Below are 19,898 nucleotides of genomic sequence, written 5' to 3'. Positions count from 1 at the left end.
GTGACTCTACCGAGCTACTCCGAGTTGCCGGACAATCCGAGGCGCGCGGAGCAGGACGGCCACGCGCCCCAGCCCTGCGCCTTGAGCGTCTTGCGGGCGATGTCGATCTGCTCCTCGCGGGTGGCGAGGTCCGCGCGCGGCGCGTACTTGCCGCCACCGTGACGCAGCCAGGTGCCGTAGTCGAACTGGACGCCGCCGTAGAAGCCGTTGCCCGTGTTGATCGACCAGTTGCCGGTCGACTCGCACTGGACGAGCCGGTCCCACACGGAGCCCGGCGCGACGAACGGCGCGCCCGGGGCGGTGCCCACGGCCGTGACGCCGGCGACGCCCGCGTCGAGGACCTTGGAGCCGACCTTCTCGCGGGAGACGACCTTGCCGTCCACCACGTGCTCGCGGTACTGGACCTCCTGCTTGCCCGGCTTGCCCGGATCCTTGATCTCGGTCTTGCCGTTGGTGAGCTTCGGGTCGTCGATCTTCTTCGGCGGCGCGGTGTACGGCTCGGTGACCGTGACGGTCGACGTCCGGTTCCGGTTGACCGAGATGGTCATGCCGGGGGTGACCGGAGTGTTGGCGCTCGGCTTGACGGAGTCCTGCTGGATCAGCGGGACGCCCATCTTGGCGAGGTACTCGCCGACGGTGCGGCCGGCGGCGTTGGCGACGACCTTGCCGCCCGCGTCGAGGACGGTGGCGGTGACGGGCGTGACCACCGAGACGGCGGCACCGTCGAGCGGGACCTGCGCGTCGAGCGGGAGGGAGACGAAGTTCTTCGCGTCGCCGAGGCCGGCCGAGGCGAGGGCGGCGCCCATCGTCAGGTCGGTGGTCTTGACGGTGCGGACCTTGCCGTTGACGTTGACCGCGACGTCGCGGGCGTGCTGCACGGTGATCGGCTGGCCGGGCTTGACGGACTCGCCGAGGGCGGGACTGACCCGGTCGGCGGCGTCGGCGTCGATGCCGGCGGAGCCGAGGATCGACTTCACCGAGCGGCTCATCGTGGAGACCTCGTGGGTCTGGCCGTCGACGGTGACCGTGAAGTCCTGGTACAGCGCGGCGGCGGTGCCGCCGGTGGCCATGAGGGCGACCAGCATGGCGCCGGTGACGGCGCGCACGGGGGTGTTCTCGAGCTTGGCGGTCAGGCCGTCGAGGACACCGGGCTTGTCGTCGTCGGACTCCGTCTGCGCGGCGGGCTCCGGGGCCTCGTCGGCATCGGCGTCGAGGACGGCGGGCTCGGGGAGCGCCTCGGCCTGCGGGTGCTCCGCGGCGTACTGCTCCTCGGCCGCGAGGGCCAGGCTCTCGGCCTCCGCGACGGCGTCGTCGCCGTAGACCTCGGCCTCGAGGTCGATGATCTCGCGATCGGCCTCGGGGTCGAGCGGCTTGCCCTCGATGTCGGTGAACCGGGCGAAGACCTGGGTCACGTCGAACTCGGCGGTGCGCTCCCGGGTGGAACCGAAGGCACCGCGGCGCGGGTGCGAGGTGGGCTGATCCACCGTGGTGGTGTTGTCGTCTGCGTCGAGCTCAGGCACTGGTGACTTCCCATGGGTGGACTGCAGGTGTGGCGCTCGGCGACGTTTCGGTCGCCGTTACATCACAGTACGGTAACGGAGAAGTGGGAGGCGTGCCAGCTTCTGTTCATTTCGCGCCCGCGAATGTGGCGCCGAACACACGATCCGCCGTCGCGGTGGTGGTCGCAGCGAGCTCCTCCGGCGCGACTCCGCGCAGGTCAGCGAGGTAGCGGGCGGTGTACGGGACGCAGTACGACTCGTTGGGCGTACCCCGGTACGGGTGGGGTGTGAGATACGGCGCGTCGGTCTCGACGAGCAGTTGACCGTCCGGAACGAGGCGCGCGGCCTCCTGCAGCTCCGTCGCGTTGGTGAAGGTGACGGTGCCCGAGAAGCTCAGGACGTAGCCGCGGTCGACGCACTCGCGCGCCATCGCCGCGTCGCCGGAGAAGCAGTGGAAGATCACCGTCTCCGGGGCGCCCACGCGCTCGAGGTCCTGGAGGATGTCGGCGTCCGCCTCGCGGTTGTGGATCATCAGTGGCTTGCCGAGCCGCTTCGCGAGGTCGATGTGCCACTCGAAGGCCGCGTGCTGCTGCGCCGGCGTCGCCACGTCCTCGCGCTTGCCGAGCCAGTACCAGTCCAGCCCGGTCTCCCCGATCGCCACGCAGCGCGGGTCGGCGGCCAGGCGCTCGAGCTCCGCCGGCGCACCGTCGACCTCGAGCTGGTGGGCGTCCGTCGGGTGCAGGGCCACAGCGGCGAAGACCCGCTCGTCCCAGCGACTCGCCTCGATCACGTACCGCGCCTGCTCGAGATCGCAGGCGACGGTGACGACCCGGTCGACGCCGACCGACGCCGAGCGGTCGACCAGCTCCCGCACGGCCTCGGGCGTGCGGGCACGGCAGCCGTCCAGGTGGGTGTGCGCGTCGACGAGCCCGGGCAGCGGCGCGGGCAGCGGAGGCGGCGGCTTCTTCTTCCCCATGCGCTCCATTGTCCCGGTACCTCCGCGCGGCCCGCGCCGGGGACCGTACTTAATACTTCGTTAAGCAGCCGCGAAGGCGCACCTGGTGTGCTCGTGCGGTGACCGACCGAGGAGAACGCATGAAGAAGTCCGTCCAGGCCTGTGCCGTCGTCGCCGGCGTCGCCGTGCTCGCCGCCTGCAATACCACCGGCGGGGAGCCCGTCGCCGCGCCCTCGTCGGGTTCGCCCGCCGTCTCGTCGTCGGCGGCACCCAGCGCGCCCGCCGGTACGACGGTGCCGGTCCCCGCCGGCCTGGACTACGGCGCCTTCCCGTCGAAGACCCGCACGATCACCGCCTCCGAGAACCGGTCCTGGGTCGTGGAGGGCAACCGGATGGGCGACGAGGCGCTGATCCAGGCCAACGAGGTCGACCCGCGGCTCATCATCGGCGGCGCGGGCCTGCGGTCGTACCCGGTGCTCGTCGGCGACGGCCTCCGCAGCCGCGTGCCCGACGCGACGGCCCGGGCGTTCCAGGCGAACAAGATGCGCGTGGGCATGACGACCACGCGCGGCGACGCGCTCGATAAGCCGACCGTCGCCGTGCGCATCGGCCTCTACCGCTTCGAGACCCCCGATGCCGCGAAGCAGGCCGTCGACGCCATCCGCACGGCCACCGCCGCCGCGCCGAAGGTCCGGGTCACCGTCGACGGTGCGCCCGAGGTGCTGGCCTCCGAATTCAAGCCCGGCACCGTCGACGCCTACGTCGCGCAGGGGCCCTTCGTCGTGAACGTCAGCGGCACCGGGCCGACCACGGACCAGGGCGCGCAGTTCGTGACCAAGGCCTACGGTCTGGAGCTGCCGAAGCTCAAGGCCTTCACGCCCACCGCCGTCGACCAGATCCGCAAGCTCGACGTCGACAAGGACGGCATCCTCTCGCGGGCCCTCCCCGCGACCGACTCCCAGGATCCGACCCTCCAGGAGAACTGGTACACGTGGAACGGGCAACTGCACCGGATCCCGGACATCACCAAGACGGAGACCTATCGCGCCGCGGGCATCGACCTGTTCGGCAACACCGGCAGCGGCAGCATCGTCCACCGCACGCGCGACGCGGCGGCCGCGACCACGATGGTGCAGACCATCGCTGGCAAGAACCCCGCCGTCGCGGGCATTCCCCAGCTGCCCACGGTGAAGTGCATGACGGGCGGTGAGCTCACCTACTGCTGGATCCCCGTCGGGCGCTACGTGGCCTCGGTCTACGACAGCAACGCGTCCGTCGCCCGGCAGAAGGCCGCCGCGCAGTTCGCCATCCTCGCGACCACGCCGTAGCTTCGCCGCCGGGCGCGGAAGACCCGCGTCCGGCGGAGGTTCCGCGGCTACTCGGGCTCGGGCTCGACGTACCGCGGGAACACGCCCTGCGGCTTGGGCAGCGCGGTGCCCGCGGCCAGACGGGTGCCGACGGCCTCGAACGTGCGCCGGTCCTTGGGCTGCTCCAGCAGGGTGAGCAGCTCCTCGGCCGACTCCGGCATCACCGGCTGCAGCAGCAACGCGACCTGGCGGACCACCTCGGCTGTCGTGTAGAGCACCGTCCCCATGCGCTCGGGGTCGCTCGCCTTGAGCTTCCACGGCTCCTGGGCCGAGAAGTACCGGTTGGTCTCGGCGAGGACCTCCCAGATCGCCTCGAGGTAGAGGTGCAGCGCCTGGTCGCCGACGTGCCGGCGGGACGTCGCCAGCAGGCCGTCGGCCCGGGCGAGGAGGGCCTCGTCGGCGGGCGTGAACGGGCCCGGGGTGGGGACCGTGCCCGCGCAGTTCTTGTTGATCATCGACAGCGAGCGCTGCGCGAGGTTGCCGAGCTCGTTCGCGAGGTCGGCGTTGATCCGTCCGACGATGGCCTCGTGGCTGTAGCTGCCGTCCTGGCCGAAGCTGACCTCGCGGAGCAGGAAGAAGCGCAGCGCGTCGAGGCCGTACTCGGCGATGAGGGCGTGCGGATCGACGACGTTGCCGACCGACTTGCTCATCTTCTCGCCCTTGTTGAACAGGAAGCCGTGGGCGAAGACCCGCTCGGGCAGCTCGATCCCGGCGCTCATGAGGAACGCGGGCCAGTAGACGGCGTGGAACCGGATGATGTCCTTGCCGATGATCTGCAGCTTCGGCGGCCAGAAGCGCTGGAACTGCTCGGACTCCGTGTCGGGGTAGCCGGCGCCGGTGAGGTAGTTCGTCAGCGCGTCGACCCAGACGTACATGACGTGGTCGGGGTCGCCGGGGACGGGCACGCCCCAGTCGAAGGTGTCGCGGCTGATCGACAGGTCCTTGAGGCCGCCCTTGATGAAGCTGACGATCTCGTTGCGGCGCGTCGCGGGCTCGAGGTAGCCGCCCTCGCGCTCGAGCAGCGCGAGCAGCCGGTCCTGGTAGGCGGACAGCTTGAAGAAGTAGGACGCCTCCTCGGTCCACTCGACCTCGGTGCCGGTGTCGGTGGAGACGCGAGTGCCGTCCTCGGTGACGGTGGTCTCGTCCTCGGCGTAGTAGGCCTCGTCGCGCACGGAGTACCAACCCGAGTACTTGCCCAGGTAGATGTCGCCGGCGTCGACCATCTTCTGCCAGATGGCCTTCGACGCCTCGTAGTGATCGGCGTCGGTGGTGCGGATGAACCGGTCGAAGGTCGAGCCTACGGCGCGCTGCAACGCCTCGAAGGCGGCGGCGTTGCGGTCGGCGAGGGCCTTGGTCTCGATGCCCTCCTTGGCCGCGGTCTGCTGCATCTTGAGGCCGTGCTCGTCCGTGCCGGTGAGGAAGAAGACCTCGTGACCGTCGAGTCGCTGGAACCGCGCGATCACGTCGGTGGCGATGTACTCGTACGCGTGCCCGATGTGGGGCACGCCGTTCGGGTAGGCGATCGCCGTGGTGATGTAGAAAGCCTTGTCTGCAGCCATGGTGCGCCCAGCTTATCGGTGCACCGCAAGCGTGTTCCGGGCGGAATCGCCGACCGCGGGGAGCCGCGCGGGCGATCTCCTCCTTCCGGGTGATTCCGTCCGGCACCGCGGAGGGGGCACCATCCGGAGGGAACCTCAAGCGCACGCAACGGAATCGGACATGACACTCAGCTTCCTCTACGGACTCCTCTTCCTCGCCTCCTGGCGGATCCTCCGGCTCGCACCTCCGGCGCGGCGACCACGCCCGCGGTGGCCGGCGGCTCTCATCGTCGTCGCCGTAGCCGGGTCGGCGGCCCAACTCCTGCTTCCCGGCCTCAAACGGGCCTGGGAACGCTCGGCCTCCGCGATCGACGGTGGCGAGCTGTGGCGGATCGGGACGTCCTTTCTCATCCAGGGCGGCGGCGCCTGGGGCATGGGCTTCAACCTCGTCACCCTCGTGGTCACCGCGCTCCTCGCGGCCCGCGTCTTCGGCGGCGGTACCGGCGTCCCGGAACGAGCGGGCGGCGCGGCCGCGCTGCCCGCCGTCCTCGGGCCGGTGGTCTGGGTCGCCGGCGGCGTGCTCGGGAACCTGCTGGCGCTCGCGGTCGGTTTCCCCGACGGCGCGGGCAGCTCGCTGGCGACGATGACGCTCGCGGTCACGGCGGCGGTCGCGGCGGCTCCGCTGTCCGCGCGGACCGGCCGCATCGCGATAGGCGTCCTGGCCGCGGTGGCGGTCGCGCTGCTGGCACTGCACGACGAGCACGCGATCGCCGCGGTGCTCGGCGCGGTCCTGGGGCTGGGGCTGCGCTGGGGCGGCCCGCCGGACCGGGTCGTCGCGGGCGCGGCCTGCTGGGCGGGCGCGGCGGTCTTCTTCGTCGGGCAGGGGATCGCGATGGCGGGCGTGACGAACGGCTACAGCCCGGTGCGGCACATGGTCAGCGACCTCGGGATGGTCGGCTGTGCCCCGGCCGACGTGGGTGGTTACCACACGGAAGTGTGCTCGCCCTGGCACCTCGCGATGAACCTCGGCTTCGCCGGAACCGGCGTGGCGCTCCTCGCCGGCACCGTCCTCCTGCGGCCGCTGCTGCCGCCCGGCCGGCTCGCGGCCACGGGCGCGACGCTCCTCGGCGTGGGCGGACTGGGCAAGATCGGGGCCGCGCTGACGCCGGGCGACCTCTACCCCGCGGCGCACATGGCGGTCGCGGTGTTCAGCGGCCCTGCGCCGACGGTCGGCGTGCTCCTGCTCGGGCTGTCGCTCCGCGCGACGCACCGGACGGCGGGCCGCGCCGCGGTGCTGTGCGGCGCCGTCGGGATCGCGGGCTTCGCGGCGACGTCGGTGGCGATGACCGCCGGCTGGGCCGGACTGGCGGAGCGGATCGCGATGTACCCGGTGATCGCGTGGGTGATCGGCGCCGGGGTCGCGCTGCTCGTCAGCCGGCGAGGACGGAGGCCGGCACCGCGTCCAGCGCGATGACGGCGCCGGACTCGTCGAGGCGGAAGCGCGCGATGTCGCGGCCGTAGCGCACGTAGACCACGTCGTAGTCCACGCCGATGACCTCGGTGTCGACGGTCGGCAGCGCAGTGGCGGTACCCGCGTACTCGCCCTCCGCGTAGAACCGGACCTGGCTGCGCTCGCCGTGGGCGACGTGCACCCAGGCCAGTCGCCCGCCGAGGTCCGTGCCGCCGTCGATCACCGGGTTCATCGCTCCTCCTCCGTGGTTCGGGTGGCGGGCGGATCGGGTGGGTGGGAGAGATCCGCCGGCCGAGACCCACTCTTCCGGCCCGACCCGTCCGGGCACATCCGGTGAAACCCCCATTCCTCCCCGAGATCGCCGCGCGGGGCCGTGACAGGATGGCGCGGTGCAACCGGTCGACATGCTGCGGGCGCTCCGCGAGCGCGGCCACCGGCCCGCCGCGCTGCTCGGCGCGTGGGGCGGCTTCCGCGCCGTGATCGCGCCGTCGCCGCGGTTGGCTCCCGGCGTCGCGCCCGACGGTGCGCCGTGGCTCGGCATCGTCGGATACCCGGACACCACCGACGAGCCCCGCCTCGTCCCGGAGATCCTCGGCGGCGACCCCGGGCCGCTGCTTCTGCTGGACGGCGACGGCCGGTGGACCTGCACGGACCCGGCGTTCCCCCTCCCCCACGCCGCACCCGCCCCGCGGCCGTGGGCCGCCACGTGGACCCCGCCCGACCGGGCGGATCATCGCGCCGCCGTGCTCGCCTGCCAGGACGCGATCCGCGCGGGCGACGTCTATCAGGTGAACGTGTGCACCCGGTTCGACGGCGCCCTCACCGGCGACCCGCTGGACCTGTTCGCCGACATCGCCGCCGCCACCCGCCCCGGCAAGGCCGCCTACCTCGAGGGCGACTGGGGCGCCGTCGCCTCCTTCTCCCCCGAGACCTTCCTCACCGAGCGCGACGGCGTCCTGGTCGAGCGGCCCATCAAGGGCACGCTGCCGCTGACCCGGCCGCCGGAGGACCTGCGCGCGAGCGTCAAGGACGTCGCGGAGAACGTGATGATCGTCGACCTGGTGCGCAACGATCTCAGCCGCGTCGCCGCGACCGGCACCGTCCGGACGCCGGAGCTGCTGCGCGTCGAGCCCGCGCCCGGGGTCTGGCACCTGGTGTCGACGGTGACCGCGCGGCAGCGGCCCGGCACCACCCGGGCGGACCTGCTCGACGCGACCTTCCCGCCCGCGTCCGTCACCGGCACCCCGAAGCTCTCCGCCCGCGCCCGGATCACCGCGTGGGAGCGGCACACGCGCGGCACCTACTGCGGCGCGATCGGCATCGACCACCCGCTGACGGGCCTGGACCTGAGCGTCGCGATCCGCACCGTCGAGGCGCGCGGCGGCGCCCTGCGGCTCGGCGTGGGCGGCGGTATCACCATCGACTCCGAGCCCGACGCGGAGTGGCGCGAGTGCCTCGACAAGGCGGCGTCGATCGTCGGTCACCGCGGATCTCCCTCGCACGGGTGACGCCGCCCCGCGCCGCGGGCCGCGACACTGGCCGCATGATCGACCTCCGCTCCCCCGCACTACGCCGCTTCCTGCTGGCCCTGGCGGTGGCCTTCGCCGCCGGGCTCGCCGTCGGCGGGTACCTCTACACCCGGCGCGACCCGGTCGTCGCCGGCTTCGTGCCGTGGACCGCGGCGTGGCCGCAGCACGCGGTGGTCGCGGTGGTCGGGGCGTTCCTCGTGCTCGGGATCCGGGTCCGACGGTGGCCGCCCCGCAGGCCCGCCCTCACGCCGGCGCGGCTGCTGCTGGCGGCGCCGCTGCTGTTCCTCCTGGTCTTCGCCGCCTTCCGGGCGGGCGTGCAGGTGCTGGCCGGGCTGGACCCGAACTTCACCGTCAACGCGTGGGGCGGCCCCACCTACCTCGGCGCGATGGCCTGCCACTACCTCGACCTCGCGGTCGGCGGCATCGTCGTGGTCGGGTTGCTGCGCCTGATCCTGACCCGGCCGGCGTCGGCGCCCGGGACGGACGGGGTTCAGCGGGCGGCGAGCGCCGCCTCGTAGAGCTCCCGCTTGGAGGCGCCGGTCTCGGTCGCGACGGCGGCACAGGCGTCCTTGAGCCGCTCTCCCGCCTCGACGCGGCGCAGCACCGCGGCGACGTGGTCCTCCGGGTTCGCCGAGACCGCGGCGGCGCCCTCGACCACGACGGTGATCTCGCCGCGCACCCCGTCGGCCGCCCACGCGGCGAGCTCGCCCAGCGTGCCCCGGCGGACCTCCTCGTAGGTCTTGGTGAGCTCGCGACACACCGCGGCGCGACGCTCGGTTCCGAGGACCTCCGCGGCGTCGGCGAGGGTCTCGGCGAGGCGGTGCGGCGACTCGAAGAAGACCGCCGCGCGACGTTCCGTCGCCAGCTCGGTGAGCCACGACCGGCGGGCACCGGACTTGCGCGGGGCGAAACCGTCGAACAGGAACCGCTCGACGGGCAGCCCGGAGAGGGCCAGCGCGGTGGTGACGGCCGATGGCCCCGGTAGGCACGTGACCCGGTGCCCGGCCTCGACGACCGCCGCGACCAGGCGATACCCGGGGTCGGAGACCGACGGCATGCCGGCGTCGGTGATGAGCAGGACGGTCTCTCCGGCGTCGAGCGAGGCCAGGAGCTGCGGGATGCGGCCGGCCTCGTTGTGGTCGTAGAAGCTGAGGATCCGGCCGCGCGGTTCGACGTCGAGGGAGGCGGCCAATGAGCGGGCCCGGCGGGTGTCCTCGGCGGCGATGACGTCGGCATCGCCGAGCGCGGAAACCAGCCGCGCCGTGGCGTCACCCGGGTTGCCCATCGGCACCCCGGCGACGATCAGTGCCCCGCGCGCGTCCTCTGCTCCCACAGCACACACCCTACGATGGGTCGCGTGACAGCTGTGGCGATGCCCGAGGGGCGTAGCGAGGACCGCGAGATGGTGAGCCCGGGCCCGCGGCTCCCGCCCGCCGTGTTCGGCGCCACCGACCGCGCCTTCGGCTGGACCGTGACGCTCGTGTTGACCGCCGTCGCGGCGGCCACGCGGTTCTTCAACCTGGGCTACCCCAGCAACACCGGCTTCATCGGCAGCACGCCGGTGCAGACCCCGGTCTTCGACGAGAAGCACTACGCGCCGCAGGGCTGGCAGGTGCTCTCCGGCGGGCAGTGGATCGAGGACAACCCCGGCTTCGGATTGATCGTGCATCCGCCGGTGGGCAAGTGGATGATCGCGATCGGCGAGTGGCTGTTCGGCTACAGCCCGCTGGGCTGGCGGTTCATGTCGGCGGTGTGCGGCACGCTGCTCGTCTTCCTGGTGATCCGCGCGGCGCGGCGGCTGTCGCGGTCGACGCTGATCGGCGGCCTCGCCGGCCTGTTCCTCATCTGCGACGGCCTGACGATGGTCTCCTCGCGCGTCGCGCTGCTCGACATCTTCCTCGTGTTCTTCGGCTTCGCCGCCTTCTCGATGATCCTCGTGGACCGCGACCAGATGCGGGAGCGGCTGCACCGCGCGGCCCTCGAGGGACGGATCACCGATTCGCTGTACGGGCCGCGGCTGGGCTTCCGCTGGTGGCGGTTCTCCGCCGCGATCATGGTGGGCCTGGCGTGCGGCGTGAAGTGGTCGGGCCTCTACTTCCTCATCGGCGTCCTGGCGCTGTCGCTGGCCTTCGACGTGGCGAACCGCCGCGAGTACGGCGTGCTGCGCCCGTGGCGGGGAGTGCTGCTGCGCGACCTGATCCCGTCGGGCATGTCGCTCGGCGTGGTCCCGGTCCTGGTCTACCTCGGCACCTTCTGGCCGTGGTTCTCGTCGGAGACGTCGGTCTACCGGTACGCGGTGGGCAGCCAGGTCGGCGAGGGCGGGCCGTTCGGCTGGATACCCGCGGCGCTGCGGTCCCTGTTCTTCTACGAGACCACGATCCTCGACTTCCACGACGGCCTGACCAACTCCGCCGGCAACCACCACCCGTGGGAGTCGAAGCCGTGGACCTGGCCGATGGGTCTGCGGCCGATGCTCTACCACTACACCGCGGACCAGTCGGGCGGCATGTGCGGCGACGGGCCGTGCGTGCGCGCGGTGATGGCCGTGGGCACGCCGGCGCTGACGTGGATCGCGCTGCCGGTGGTGCTGTGGGCGCTGTGGAAGATGTTCGTCAAGCGGGACTGGGCCTACGCGGCGCCCGTGACCATGTACTTCGCGACCTACCTGCCGTGGTTCGTCAACCTCGACCGGCAGATGTACTACTTCTACGCGCTCACCCTGATGCCCTTCCTGTGCATCATGATCGCGCTGATCTGCCGCGAGGTGCTGGGCCTGGACGGCCGCGCCCGCTACTTCGGTTTCGAGCGGTTGCAGCTCGGCCGCTGGCTGGTGGTGCTCTACGCGACGATCGTGGTGCTCAACTTCGCCTGGCTCTGGCCGATCCTCACCGCCACGCCCATCCCCATGTGGTGGTGGCGCCTCGAGCTCTGGCTGCCCAGCTGGCAGTAGGGCCGGAGGGCGGGGGGGGCGGCGGCCCGGCAGGCCGGGGCGGAGGTCCACGTCCACGCTGCAACGGGACTCTCGAATTCTGTCCGGTTCGGACACGGGCGTCGGGACCGGGACAGGTTCCGGGAGTGCCACACGCCGAGTTTCGTCGGGCTACGACCGATGGTCGTGCGGCAACGTCGCCACCAATTCCGCCACACGCACAGCGTCGAGTAGCGAGTAGATCTGAAATATCCGCCCGCCCAGCACTGTGAAAGCCATCGCGGCGAGCGGAACCGCATTCCGCCTGACGACCACCCCGCAACAACCGTTGATGACGACGGCCTCGAGCTGTGCGTCGGGGACTGCGAATGCCGCCGCGCGGCGTGACACCGCTCCACGGCCCTGAAGATTCGCGTTCATGTCGGGGCGCGACGTTCCGCCGTCAGCATGGAACGTGACCTCAGGATGGAGCACCTCGACCAACGCTGCGAGATCGCCTCGGGCCGCAGCACCGAAGAATGCGTCGACGACGCTGCGCCGCGCGGCAGGATTCGTCTCGAGTTCCGAAGCGTCCAGCGCGTGAACCTGTGATCGTGCGCGACTGGCGAGCTTACGAGTCGCGTCCACCGACCTGTCGAGCAGTTCCGCGATGTCCCCGAAGGGAACTCCGAACGAGTCGTGCAGGACGAACGCGACACGCTCGGGCGGCGTCAAAGTCCGCAGCACGAGTTCGAGCGCGAAAGCGACCTGCTCCGCTATGACCGCGTGATCCTCAGGGGATGCCGAACCCTCATGGCGTATTGCGAGGTCTTCGCCGAATCCGCCGACGAGGTCCTCTGGCCGGGCACTACGCGCTCGGAGCGCATTGAGACTCGTCCGGACGACGACCGTCGTCATCCAACCGTCGAGATTGACGATGGTGCCCAGTTCGGTCGCACCGGGACGGCTCAACCGCACCCAAGCCTCCTGCACCACGTCCTCAGCCGCGCTGCGGTCGAGGAGGATCCGGGCGGCCAGCGCAGTCAGCCGGGTACGGCTGCTCTCGAAGTGTGCGGCGAGCTCGGCGTCTGCATCCATCGGTCACGTCCTCGGTGGTCGGTGTGTCACCTCCTATGACACCCGATCATCACAGGACGTGACAGGAGCGAACATGCAGCGCCTCGACGTAGCCCCCGCGCAGACAATGGACACCAGCCGCCGCATTCCCGGTTTGATCGCGCTGAGCCTCGCCGGATTCCTCATCCAGCTCGACGTGACGATCGTGAACGTCGCACTGCCGACGATCCAGCGAACCCTGGGGACATCCCCTGCCGCTCTCGAGTGGGTGGTCACCGGCTACGCACTCGGGCTCACCGTGTTCATCCCGATCGCAGGCGCGGTCGGAGACCGCGCAGGCCGTCGAACGAGTCTGCAGGCAGGACTCGCGGTGTTCGCCGCCGGTTCCATCGGGGCCGCGTTGTCCGCTTCTGCGGCTGCCCTGATCGCGGCTCGAATCGTGCAAGGCGCGGGCGGCGGCGCCGTAATCGCCCTGGCCCTCGCCCTCCTCACCGAGATCCATCCCGAGCAGCAACGCCGGGCTCGGGCGATCGGCTGGTGGGCGGCCATCGGTGGCACCGGGTTCGGGGCGGGGCCAATCGTCGGCGGATTGCTCCTGGCTGTGAGCGGGTGGCCTGTGATCTTCTGGATCAACGTCCCGATCGTGGCGCTAACGACCTTGCTCGTCCACCTCGCGGTGCCATCCCGCCACGTGGCGAAGGCGCGTGGAGCATTCGATGTCGTGGGGCTGGCTCTCCTCGCGTGCAGCCTCGGGCTGATCACCTACGGGCTCACGAGTGTCGCCGGCCCCACGAGTTCTCGCCCGGTAGGGCTGTCCTGGTCTCTCGCGGGCTTCTGCGTCCTCGTCTGCTTCGGAATTCAGCAGCACTTCGCAGAGTCACCATTCGTACCCCGGGCACTCCGCATCCGTCGCTCATTCGTCGGCGCGTGCATCGCCTACCTTCTCGCCTACGGCGGATTCAGCGGTGCGCTGTTCTACGTAACGCTGTACTTCCAGAACGTGGAGGGCTGGTCCCCTGTACGCACGGGGCTGTCTTGGCTGCTGATGAACGCTCCTTTCCTCGTGGTCGCGCAAGCCGCGGGGCGGATTCAGCGGCTGATCGCACCGCGTACGACCATCGCATGGGCCGGGGGGCTCGGGGCCGTGGGCTTCGCCCTCCTCGCGAGCACGGTCAGTGTCGGCAGCTTCTCGGTCGCGGCCGCCGGGTACGTCTTCGCCGGCGTCGGGTTCGGACTGATTGTTCCCGGAGTCACGCAGATCGCGATGCGAGGAATTCCCACCGAGGCCACTGGGACAGCGTCCGCCTTGGTCAACTCGTCCAGACAACTGGGGACTGTCCTAGGCCTCACCGGGATCGGTATGTTGGGCGCGTCGATGACGCGCTCACAATGGAGTATCCCGGTCGATTCCTTGCGCGGAGTCGACACAGGCGCCCCAGTGAGCGGGCTGATCCGCAACCTCCCCCATTCCCTGCAGGGCAGCGCGTCGGCCGCCTTCGCCGCCGGATTCGAGGTCGCACTTCTGACATGCAGCGCTGCGCTGCTGCTCGTGAGTGCCGTCGCGTGGTGGGCCTTCCAGCCTGCGAACGAGTCGAGCAGTCCCGATTCCTGCGACGCGATCGGGCTCTCGGAAGCTGTCCGGTCCGGACCCGGTGTCCGGACCGGACAGAATTCGAGAGTCATCGCTTCGTTGCACCGAGGCCGCACAGAGGCACGGCGGACGCGACCGTGAAGACGGCTCCGCTGAGCTTGCGTCCGGGCTGCGAGGGCGACGCGCGTCAGACCGTCGCGGCGACGCGGGTCTCGCGGGCCAACATCCAGGCGATGGCGGCGAGGACGCACAGGGCCGCGGTGATGGCGAAGGCCCAGGTGAAGCCGAGGTACTGGGCGATCGCGCCGGCGAGCAACGGCCCGGAGATGGTGCCCGCGTCCTGCGCCATCTGATACGCCGAGAGCGCGCCGCCGCTGCGGCCCTTGCCCTGCAGCACGTCGGCGAGCGAGGCCTGCATCGTCGGCGCGACGAGGCCCGTCCCGATCCCGGCGACGACGGTGACGAGGAAGGCCACCAGCACCGAATCGGTGAAGCCCAGCGCCACCGTGCCCACGGCGATGACGAGCATGCCGGTCACGATGAACGGCCGGCGGCCGTACCGGTCGGACGCGCGGCCAGCGGGGAACATGGCGAGCACGTCGCCGGCGGCGTACGCGGCCAGCGCGTAGCCGGCGATCGCGGCGGGCTGGTCCAGCACCGCGGCGAAGAACAGCGGCAGCAGCGAGACCCGCATCGAGTAGACCCAGCCGAACACCACCGACGTGAAGAGCGCGGCCCGGTAGGCGGAGTCCGCGAGGGCCTCGCGCACCGTCGTGCCCGGTTCGGAGGAGGCCTCCTCCCGTCCCGCGAGGGTGCTGCCGCGCAGTGCGATGCCCACGACGAGCGTCGCGACGACGAGCGCGATGGCGTAGACGACGAACGGCACCCGCAGGCCGAAGCCGACGAGCGCGCCGCCCAGCAGCGGGCCGCAGATGCCGCCGAGCACGAAACTCGACGAGTACACGCCGCTCACCCGGCCGCGGATCTCGGCGGGCGCGATGCGGATCATCAGGCCCATCGCCGAGACCGTGAACATCACCGAGCCGACGCCGCCCAGCCCGCGGAACAGCATGAGCTGCCAGTAGCTCTGCGCGAAGGCCACCGCGAGGGTCGACGCCGCGACGATGAGCAGACCCGTCATGTAGATCCAGCGCTCGCCGAAGGCCTTCACCAACGGTCCGGTCGCCGGGGCGAAGGCCAGCCGCATGATCGCGAACGCACTGACGACCGCGGAGGCGGCGCCGATGCCCACGTCGAAGGTGCGGGCGAAGGCCGGCAGCGCGGGCGCCACGACGCCGTAGCCGAGGGCGATCACGAAGCTGGCGGCCACGAGGACCCAGACCTCCGGCGGTACCCGCTGCGGCGCGGGCGCGGAAGCTGCTGAGTTCACCGAATCATCATCCGCTAAGAACGCGTCAAGACCCGCATCGGGGGCGTTAACGCGGCGTTGATCCGGCCCCGAACGGTGGTCCAGTGGAGCCCATGGACATCTCCAACGCGCTGGCGCTCGCCGCGACGATCCTCACCCTGGCGTACCTGCTGTACGCCCTGCTGCGCCCGGAGCGCTTCTGATGAGCGGCACCCTCTCCGGGCTGCTGACGATCGGCACCCTGGTCGCGGCGCTGGCGATCGCGTACCGTCCGCTCGGCGACTACATGGCGCACGTCGTCACCACGCCGAAGCACTGGCGCGTCGAACGCGTCGTGTACCGCCTCGTCGGCGCCGACCCCGAGGCCGAGCAGGGCTACCGGGTCTACGCGGTGGCCGCGCTCGCCTTCAGCGCCGTCAGCATCGTCGCGCTCACGATCCTGCTCCTCGTCCAGGGTTGGCTGCCCGGCGTCGAGCCGAAGCAGTGGCGCTTCGACGAGGCCCTCAACACCGCGATCTCCTTCGTCACCAACACCAACTGGCAGTGGTACTCCGGCGAGAGCGCCATGAACCTCATCGCGCAGGCGATCGGCCTCGCGGTGCAGAACTTCGTCTCCGCGGCCGTCGGCATCGCCGTCGCGGTCGCGCTGATCCGCGGCTTCGTCCGCTCCCGCACCGACCGGCTCGGCAACTTCTGGGTGGACCTCACCCGCATCACGCTGCGCGTGCTGCTGCCGATCGCTGTGATCGGCGCCGTCATCCTCATGGCGCAGGGCGTCGTGCAGACGCTGTGGCAGCGGCACGAGATCGTCGGGCTCGACGGGCAGAAGCAGGTGCTCACCGGCGGCCTCGTCGCGAGCCAGGAGGTCATCAAGCTCCTCGGCACCAACGGCGGCGGCTACTTCAACGCCAACTCGGCGCACGCCTTCGAGAACCCGACGGCCGCGACCAACCTGTTCCAGATCTTCCTCATCCTGCTCATCCCCGTCGCGATGCCCCGCATGCTGGGCAACCTCGTCGGCAACCACCGGCAGGGGTACGCGATCCTCGGCTCGATGACGGTGATCTTCGCCGTCTCCACGGCGATCTCCATCGGGGCCCAGCTGGGCAACCAGGGCGCGGCGGGCAAGGCCGCGGGCGCCGCCCTCGAGGGGCAGGAGCTGCGGATCGGCCAGTGGGGCACGGGGCTGTTCGCCACCGCCACCACCAGCACGTCCACGGGAGCGGTGAACGCCGCACACGACAGCCTCACCCCCGGCGCCGGCGGCGCCGCCCTGGTGAACATGCTGCTCGGTGAGATCAGCCCAGGCGGCGTGGGATCCGGCCTCTACGGCATGCTCGTCATCGCCGTCCTCACCGTCTTCCTCTGCGGACTCATGGTGGGCCGCACCCCCGAGTACCTGGGCAAGAAGATCGGCCGCACCGAGATCACCCTCGCCGCGCTGTACATCCTGGTGATGCCCGCGCTGGTGCTGGTCGGCACCGCCGCCACCGTGGTCCAGGAGCAGGGCGTCGCCGCCATGACCAACGACGGTGCGCACGGGCTCAGCGAGGTCCTCTACGCCTACGCCTCGGCGGCGAACAACAACGGCAGCGCCTTCGCCGGCCTCGCCGTCGACACCCCGTGGTTCAACTACACGCTCGGCGCCGCCATGCTCTTCGGCCGGTTCGCGCCGATGGTCGCGATCCTCGCCCTGGCCGGCGCGCTCGCCAAGCAGCACCCCGTGCCCGCCACCGCGGGCACCATCCCCACCCACCGCCCGCTGTTCGTGGGCCTCACCGTGGGCGTCGTGGTCCTGGTGGCCGGATTGACCTTCGTCCCCGCCCTCGCGCTCGCACCGATCTCGGAGGTCACCCAGTGACGCACACGCTGACCGGCACCCCCACCCCGTCGGACCCGAAGGCCGTCACCCCGGAACCCAAGCGGCGCTCCGCCTTCTCGCTCGCCGAGCTCAAGACGGCGCTGCCCCGCGCGGCCGCCAAGCTGGACCCGCGCACGCAGATCCGGCAGCCCGTCGTCTTCGTGGTCTGGATCGCCTCGGTCTACACGACCGCGCTGGCGATCGTGAACCCCTCGGTGTTCGCGTGGTCCGTGGCCGTCTTCCTCTGGGCGACGGTGCTCTTCGCGAACCTCGCGGAGGCCGTCGCCGAGGGCCGCGGCCGCGCGCAGGCCGATTCGTTGCGCAAGGCCAAGACGGAGACGATCGCGCGACGGAGGACCGCGTCCGGCGAGGAGCAGGTCCCCGGCTCACAGCTGCACGTGGGCGACCTCGTGATCGTCGAGGCCGGCGAGGTCATCCCCGGCGACGGCGACGTCGTCGAGGGCATGGCGACCGTCGACGAGTCGGCGATCACCGGCGAGTCCGCCCCCGTCGTGCGCGAGTCCGGCGGCGACCGCTGCGCCGTCACCGGCGGCACCCGCGTGCTCAGCGACCGCATCGTGGTCGAGATCAAGACCGAGCCCGGCAAGAGCTTCATCGACCGGATGATCGGCCTCGTCGAGGGCGCGAACCGGCAGAAGACGCCGAACGAGATCGCCCTGAACATCCTGCTCACGGTGCTCACGATCATCTTCCTGCTGGCCGTCGCGACCCTGCAGCCGATGGCGATCTACTCGGGCGGCGCCGTCGACGTGGTGGTGCTCGTGGCGCTGCTCGTCTGCCTCATCCCCACGACGATCGGCGCGCTGCTCTCCGCGATCGGCATCGCCGGCATGGACCGGCTGGTGCAGCGCAACGTGATCGCCAAGTCGGGCCGCGCCGTCGAGGCCGCGGGCGACGTGTCGACGCTGCTGCTCGACAAGACCGGCACCATCACCTACGGCAACCGCCGCGCCACGTCGTTCCACCCCGTGGCGGGCGTCGACGAGCACACCCTCGCCGGGCACGCGCTGCTCGCCTCGCTGGCCGACGAGACGCCCGAGGGGCGCTCCATCGTCGACCTGGCGACGGAACACGGCCACGAGGTCCCGACGGTCCGCCTCGGCACCGTCGTGCCCTTCACCGCCCAGACGCGCATGTCCGGCGTCGACCTGCCCGACGGCACCCGCATCCGCAAGGGCGCCTCGGCGGCCGTGCTGGCCTGGGTCGCCGCCGAGCACCGGGGCGACGCGGCGGGCGAGACCCTGGGCGAGGCCGTCAGCGAGGCGATCGGCGCCGTCGACGTGCGGCTGGCCGTCGACGAGATCTCCGGCTCCGGCGGCACCCCGCTGGTCGTGGCCTACGCCGAGCCCGGCGCGGCCCCGACGCTGCAGGGCGTCGTGCACCTGAAGGACGTGGTCAAGGCGGGCATGCGGGAGCGCTTCGCGCAGCTGCGCGAGATGGGCATCCGCACCGTCATGATCACGGGCGACAACCCGCTCACCGCGAAGGCCATCGCCGAGGAGGCCGGCGTCGACGACTACCTCGCCGAGGCCACCCCCGAGGACAAGCTGGCGCTGATCAAGCAGCAGCAGGAGGGCGGCCGCCTCGTCGCGATGACCGGCGACGGCACCAACGACGCGCCCGCGCTCGCGCAGGCCGACGTGGGCGTCGCCATGAACACGGGCACCTCCGCCGCGAAGGAGGCCGGGAACATGATCGACCTGGACTCCGACCCGACGAAGCTCATCGACATCGTGGAGATCGGCAAGCAGCTGCTGATCACCCGCGGCGCGCTGACGACGTTCTCCATCGCCAACGACATCGCGAAGTACTTCGCGATCATCCCCGCGATGTTCGTACCCCTGGCCCCCGGCCTCGACGTGCTCAACGTGATGCGGCTGCACAGCCCGCAGTCGGCGATCCTCTCGGCGGTGATCTTCAACGCGCTCATCATCGTCGCGCTGATCCCGCTGGCGATGCGCGGCGTGAAGTACACCGCCAAGTCGGCCGACAAGCTGCTGGCGCGCAACCTCACCATCTACGGCCTCGGCGGCATCGTCGTCCCCTTCCTCGGCATCAAGCTGATCGACCTCGTCGTGCAGCTCCTGCCCGGCCTCTCCTGAAAGGCTCTGACATGTTGAGTTCCTCACCGCGCCAGCTCCTCGCCGGCCTGCGCATGCTGGTCGTCATGACCGTCGTCCTCGGTGCGCTGTTCCCGCTCGTGATCTGGGGCGTCGGGCAGGTCGCCTTCAGCGCCAAGGCGAACGGCTCGCAGATCGAGCGGAACGGCGCTGTCGTCGGGTCCGAGCTGCTGGCCCAGAAGTTCGACGGTCCGCAGTGGTTCCATCCGCGCCCGTCCGCCGGCGAGTACGACACCCTCGCCTCCGGCGGCACCAACCTCGGCCCGAACAGCGAGAAGCTGGTGGCGCTCATCGCGGAGCGCCGCGCGGCCGTCGCGCGGGAGGACGGGGTGGCACCGTCGGACGTCCCGACCGACGCGGTCACCGCGAGCTTCTCCGGGCTCGACCCGCACATCTCCCCCGCGTACGCGCGGCAGCAGGTGGCGCGCGTCGCGAAGGCCCGCGGCCTCGCGCCGGAGCGGGTGACCGCGCTGGTCGCCGCTCACACCGACGGGCGTCAGCTCGGCTACCTGGGCGAGGAGCGGGTTAACGTGGTGACCCTGAACGCCGCGCTCACCGACCTCGCCGCGACGTAGCCCGGGCGGAGAAGGAG

Annotated in this window: 17 protein-coding genes; 10 read left to right on the top strand and 7 right to left on the bottom strand. The window is 71.3% G+C overall.

What is annotated here, in order from left to right:
- Positions 1 to 14 precede the first annotated feature (14 nt).
- Positions 15 to 1,520: a resuscitation-promoting factor gene (locus BLW32_RS28300; protein WP_068741001.1), complete on the bottom strand. Its 1,506-nt coding sequence runs from the start codon at positions 1,518 to 1,520 to the stop codon at positions 15 to 17.
- Positions 1,521 to 1,626: 106 nt separating this feature from the next.
- On the bottom strand, positions 1,627 to 2,475 hold the full coding sequence (locus BLW32_RS06355; RefSeq protein ID WP_068741000.1) for a TatD family hydrolase: 849 nt from the start codon (positions 2,473 to 2,475) through the stop codon (positions 1,627 to 1,629).
- 119 nt (positions 2,476 to 2,594) lie between these two features.
- Here BLW32_RS06355 and BLW32_RS06350 point away from each other — a divergent pair, with 119 nt between their 5' ends.
- Positions 2,595 to 3,782 (top strand): DUF7373 family lipoprotein, encoded by a 1,188-nt coding sequence (locus BLW32_RS06350; RefSeq protein ID WP_068524281.1) that lies wholly within the window; start codon positions 2,595 to 2,597, stop codon positions 3,780 to 3,782.
- A gap of 47 nt (positions 3,783 to 3,829) precedes the next feature.
- Here the strand turns inward: BLW32_RS06350 and metG are convergent, their stop codons facing one another.
- Complete coding sequence (gene metG / locus BLW32_RS06345) at positions 3,830 to 5,380, bottom strand: methionine--tRNA ligase (protein WP_068524280.1); 1,551 nt, start codon at positions 5,378 to 5,380, stop codon at positions 3,830 to 3,832.
- Positions 5,381 to 5,540: 160 nt separating this feature from the next.
- Between metG and BLW32_RS06340 the strand changes: the two genes are divergently transcribed.
- Entirely contained in the window at positions 5,541 to 6,833 is a 1,293-nt protein-coding gene (locus BLW32_RS06340) for a DUF998 domain-containing protein (protein WP_068740999.1), read from the top strand.
- On the opposite strand, the gene BLW32_RS06335 is transcribed toward BLW32_RS06340, so the two are convergent.
- A complete protein-coding gene (locus BLW32_RS06335; protein ID WP_068524278.1) occupies positions 6,790 to 7,062 on the bottom strand; it encodes a hypothetical protein in 273 nt (90 codons plus the stop codon). The two genes, BLW32_RS06340 and BLW32_RS06335, sit on opposite strands and share 44 nt — an antisense overlap.
- Before the next feature lie 172 nt (positions 7,063 to 7,234).
- Between BLW32_RS06335 and BLW32_RS06330 the strand changes: the two genes are divergently transcribed.
- Positions 7,235 to 8,338: an aminodeoxychorismate synthase component I gene (locus BLW32_RS06330; protein ID WP_068741233.1), complete on the top strand. Its 1,104-nt coding sequence runs from the start codon at positions 7,235 to 7,237 to the stop codon at positions 8,336 to 8,338.
- A gap of 35 nt (positions 8,339 to 8,373) precedes the next feature.
- Positions 8,374 to 8,877 (top strand): hypothetical protein, encoded by a 504-nt coding sequence (locus BLW32_RS27420; RefSeq protein ID WP_175546287.1) that lies wholly within the window; start codon positions 8,374 to 8,376, stop codon positions 8,875 to 8,877.
- Here BLW32_RS27420 and rsmI read toward each other — a convergent pair.
- A complete protein-coding gene (gene rsmI / locus BLW32_RS06320; protein ID WP_074850391.1) occupies positions 8,850 to 9,692 on the bottom strand; it encodes a 16S rRNA (cytidine(1402)-2'-O)-methyltransferase in 843 nt (280 codons plus the stop codon). The two genes, BLW32_RS27420 and rsmI, sit on opposite strands and share 28 nt — an antisense overlap.
- A gap of 15 nt (positions 9,693 to 9,707) precedes the next feature.
- On the opposite strand from rsmI, the gene BLW32_RS06315 reads away from it, so the two are divergent.
- The gene (locus BLW32_RS06315) at positions 9,708 to 11,309 is read left to right on the top strand and encodes a dolichyl-phosphate-mannose--protein mannosyltransferase (RefSeq protein WP_175546286.1); all 1,602 of its coding nucleotides are present in this window, start codon (positions 9,708 to 9,710) and stop codon (positions 11,307 to 11,309) included.
- Positions 11,310 to 11,459: 150 nt separating this feature from the next.
- On the opposite strand, the gene BLW32_RS06310 is transcribed toward BLW32_RS06315, so the two are convergent.
- The gene (locus BLW32_RS06310) at positions 11,460 to 12,365 is read right to left on the bottom strand and encodes a sigma-70 family RNA polymerase sigma factor (RefSeq protein ID WP_068740997.1); all 906 of its coding nucleotides are present in this window, start codon (positions 12,363 to 12,365) and stop codon (positions 11,460 to 11,462) included.
- Positions 12,366 to 12,438: 73 nt separating this feature from the next.
- Here BLW32_RS06310 and BLW32_RS06305 point away from each other — a divergent pair, with 73 nt between their 5' ends.
- Positions 12,439 to 14,076, top strand: a complete 1,638-nt coding sequence (locus BLW32_RS06305) for an MFS transporter (protein WP_068740996.1) — start codon at positions 12,439 to 12,441, stop codon at positions 14,074 to 14,076.
- A gap of 46 nt (positions 14,077 to 14,122) precedes the next feature.
- Here BLW32_RS06305 and BLW32_RS06300 read toward each other — a convergent pair whose 3' ends face one another.
- A complete protein-coding gene (locus BLW32_RS06300; protein ID WP_068740995.1) occupies positions 14,123 to 15,325 on the bottom strand; it encodes an MFS transporter in 1,203 nt (400 codons plus the stop codon).
- Between the two features lie 92 nt (positions 15,326 to 15,417).
- Between BLW32_RS06300 and BLW32_RS06295 the strand changes: the two genes are divergently transcribed.
- The 4 genes from BLW32_RS06295 to kdpC are packed head-to-tail and all read left to right on the top strand — an operon-like array spanning position 15,418 to position 19,881.
- Positions 15,418 to 15,507: a potassium-transporting ATPase subunit F gene (locus tag BLW32_RS06295; protein WP_074850389.1), complete on the top strand. Its 90-nt coding sequence runs from the start codon at positions 15,418 to 15,420 to the stop codon at positions 15,505 to 15,507.
- Positions 15,507 to 17,165, top strand: coding sequence for a potassium-transporting ATPase subunit KdpA (gene kdpA / locus BLW32_RS06290; RefSeq protein ID WP_068740994.1), 1,659 nt, complete (start codon positions 15,507 to 15,509; stop codon positions 17,163 to 17,165). The genes BLW32_RS06295 and kdpA overlap by 1 nt, the downstream gene beginning before the upstream one ends.
- Positions 17,162 to 19,288 carry a potassium-transporting ATPase subunit KdpB gene (kdpB, locus tag BLW32_RS06285; RefSeq protein ID WP_197467584.1) on the top strand — a complete coding sequence of 709 codons (2,127 nt, stop codon included), beginning with the start codon at positions 17,162 to 17,164 and terminating at the stop codon, positions 19,286 to 19,288. Before kdpA ends, kdpB begins: the two co-directional genes overlap by 4 nt.
- Positions 19,289 to 19,299: 11 nt before the next feature.
- A complete protein-coding gene (gene kdpC / locus BLW32_RS06280; protein WP_068740993.1) occupies positions 19,300 to 19,881 on the top strand; it encodes a potassium-transporting ATPase subunit KdpC in 582 nt (193 codons plus the stop codon).
- The last annotated feature ends 17 nt before the right edge of the window (positions 19,882 to 19,898 follow it).

It is taken from the genome of Tsukamurella tyrosinosolvens (assembly GCF_900104775.1).
In the GTDB taxonomy this organism is placed as follows: domain Bacteria; phylum Actinomycetota; class Actinomycetes; order Mycobacteriales; family Mycobacteriaceae; genus Tsukamurella; species Tsukamurella tyrosinosolvens.
This window is presented reverse-complemented; position numbering and strand designations above follow the sequence as displayed.

What these genes read in the sequence shown, in the direction of transcription:
- BLW32_RS06355 (WP_068741000.1), bottom strand. Translation starts at nt 2,475, where the DNA reads ATGGGGAAGAAGAAGCCGCCGCCTCCGCTGCCCGCGCCGCTGCCCGGG.
- BLW32_RS06350 (WP_068524281.1), top strand. Translation starts at nt 2,595, where the DNA reads ATGAAGAAGTCCGTCCAGGCCTGTGCCGTCGTCGCCGGCGTCGCCGTG.
- metG (WP_068524280.1), bottom strand. Translation starts at nt 5,380, where the DNA reads ATGGCTGCAGACAAGGCTTTCTACATCACCACGGCGATCGCCTACCCG.
- BLW32_RS06340 (WP_068740999.1), top strand. Translation starts at nt 5,541, where the DNA reads ATGACACTCAGCTTCCTCTACGGACTCCTCTTCCTCGCCTCCTGGCGG.
- BLW32_RS06335 (WP_068524278.1), bottom strand. Translation starts at nt 7,062, where the DNA reads ATGAACCCGGTGATCGACGGCGGCACGGACCTCGGCGGGCGACTGGCC.
- BLW32_RS06330 (WP_068741233.1), top strand. Translation starts at nt 7,235, where the DNA reads ATGCTGCGGGCGCTCCGCGAGCGCGGCCACCGGCCCGCCGCGCTGCTC.
- BLW32_RS27420 (WP_175546287.1), top strand. Translation starts at nt 8,374, where the DNA reads ATGATCGACCTCCGCTCCCCCGCACTACGCCGCTTCCTGCTGGCCCTG.
- BLW32_RS06315 (WP_175546286.1), top strand. Translation starts at nt 9,708, where the DNA reads ATGGGTCGCGTGACAGCTGTGGCGATGCCCGAGGGGCGTAGCGAGGAC.
- BLW32_RS06310 (WP_068740997.1), bottom strand. Translation starts at nt 12,365, where the DNA reads ATGGATGCAGACGCCGAGCTCGCCGCACACTTCGAGAGCAGCCGTACC.
- BLW32_RS06305 (WP_068740996.1), top strand. Translation starts at nt 12,439, where the DNA reads ATGCAGCGCCTCGACGTAGCCCCCGCGCAGACAATGGACACCAGCCGC.
- BLW32_RS06295 (WP_074850389.1), top strand. Translation starts at nt 15,418, where the DNA reads ATGGACATCTCCAACGCGCTGGCGCTCGCCGCGACGATCCTCACCCTG.
- kdpA (WP_068740994.1), top strand. Translation starts at nt 15,507, where the DNA reads ATGAGCGGCACCCTCTCCGGGCTGCTGACGATCGGCACCCTGGTCGCG.
- kdpC (WP_068740993.1), top strand. Translation starts at nt 19,300, where the DNA reads ATGTTGAGTTCCTCACCGCGCCAGCTCCTCGCCGGCCTGCGCATGCTG.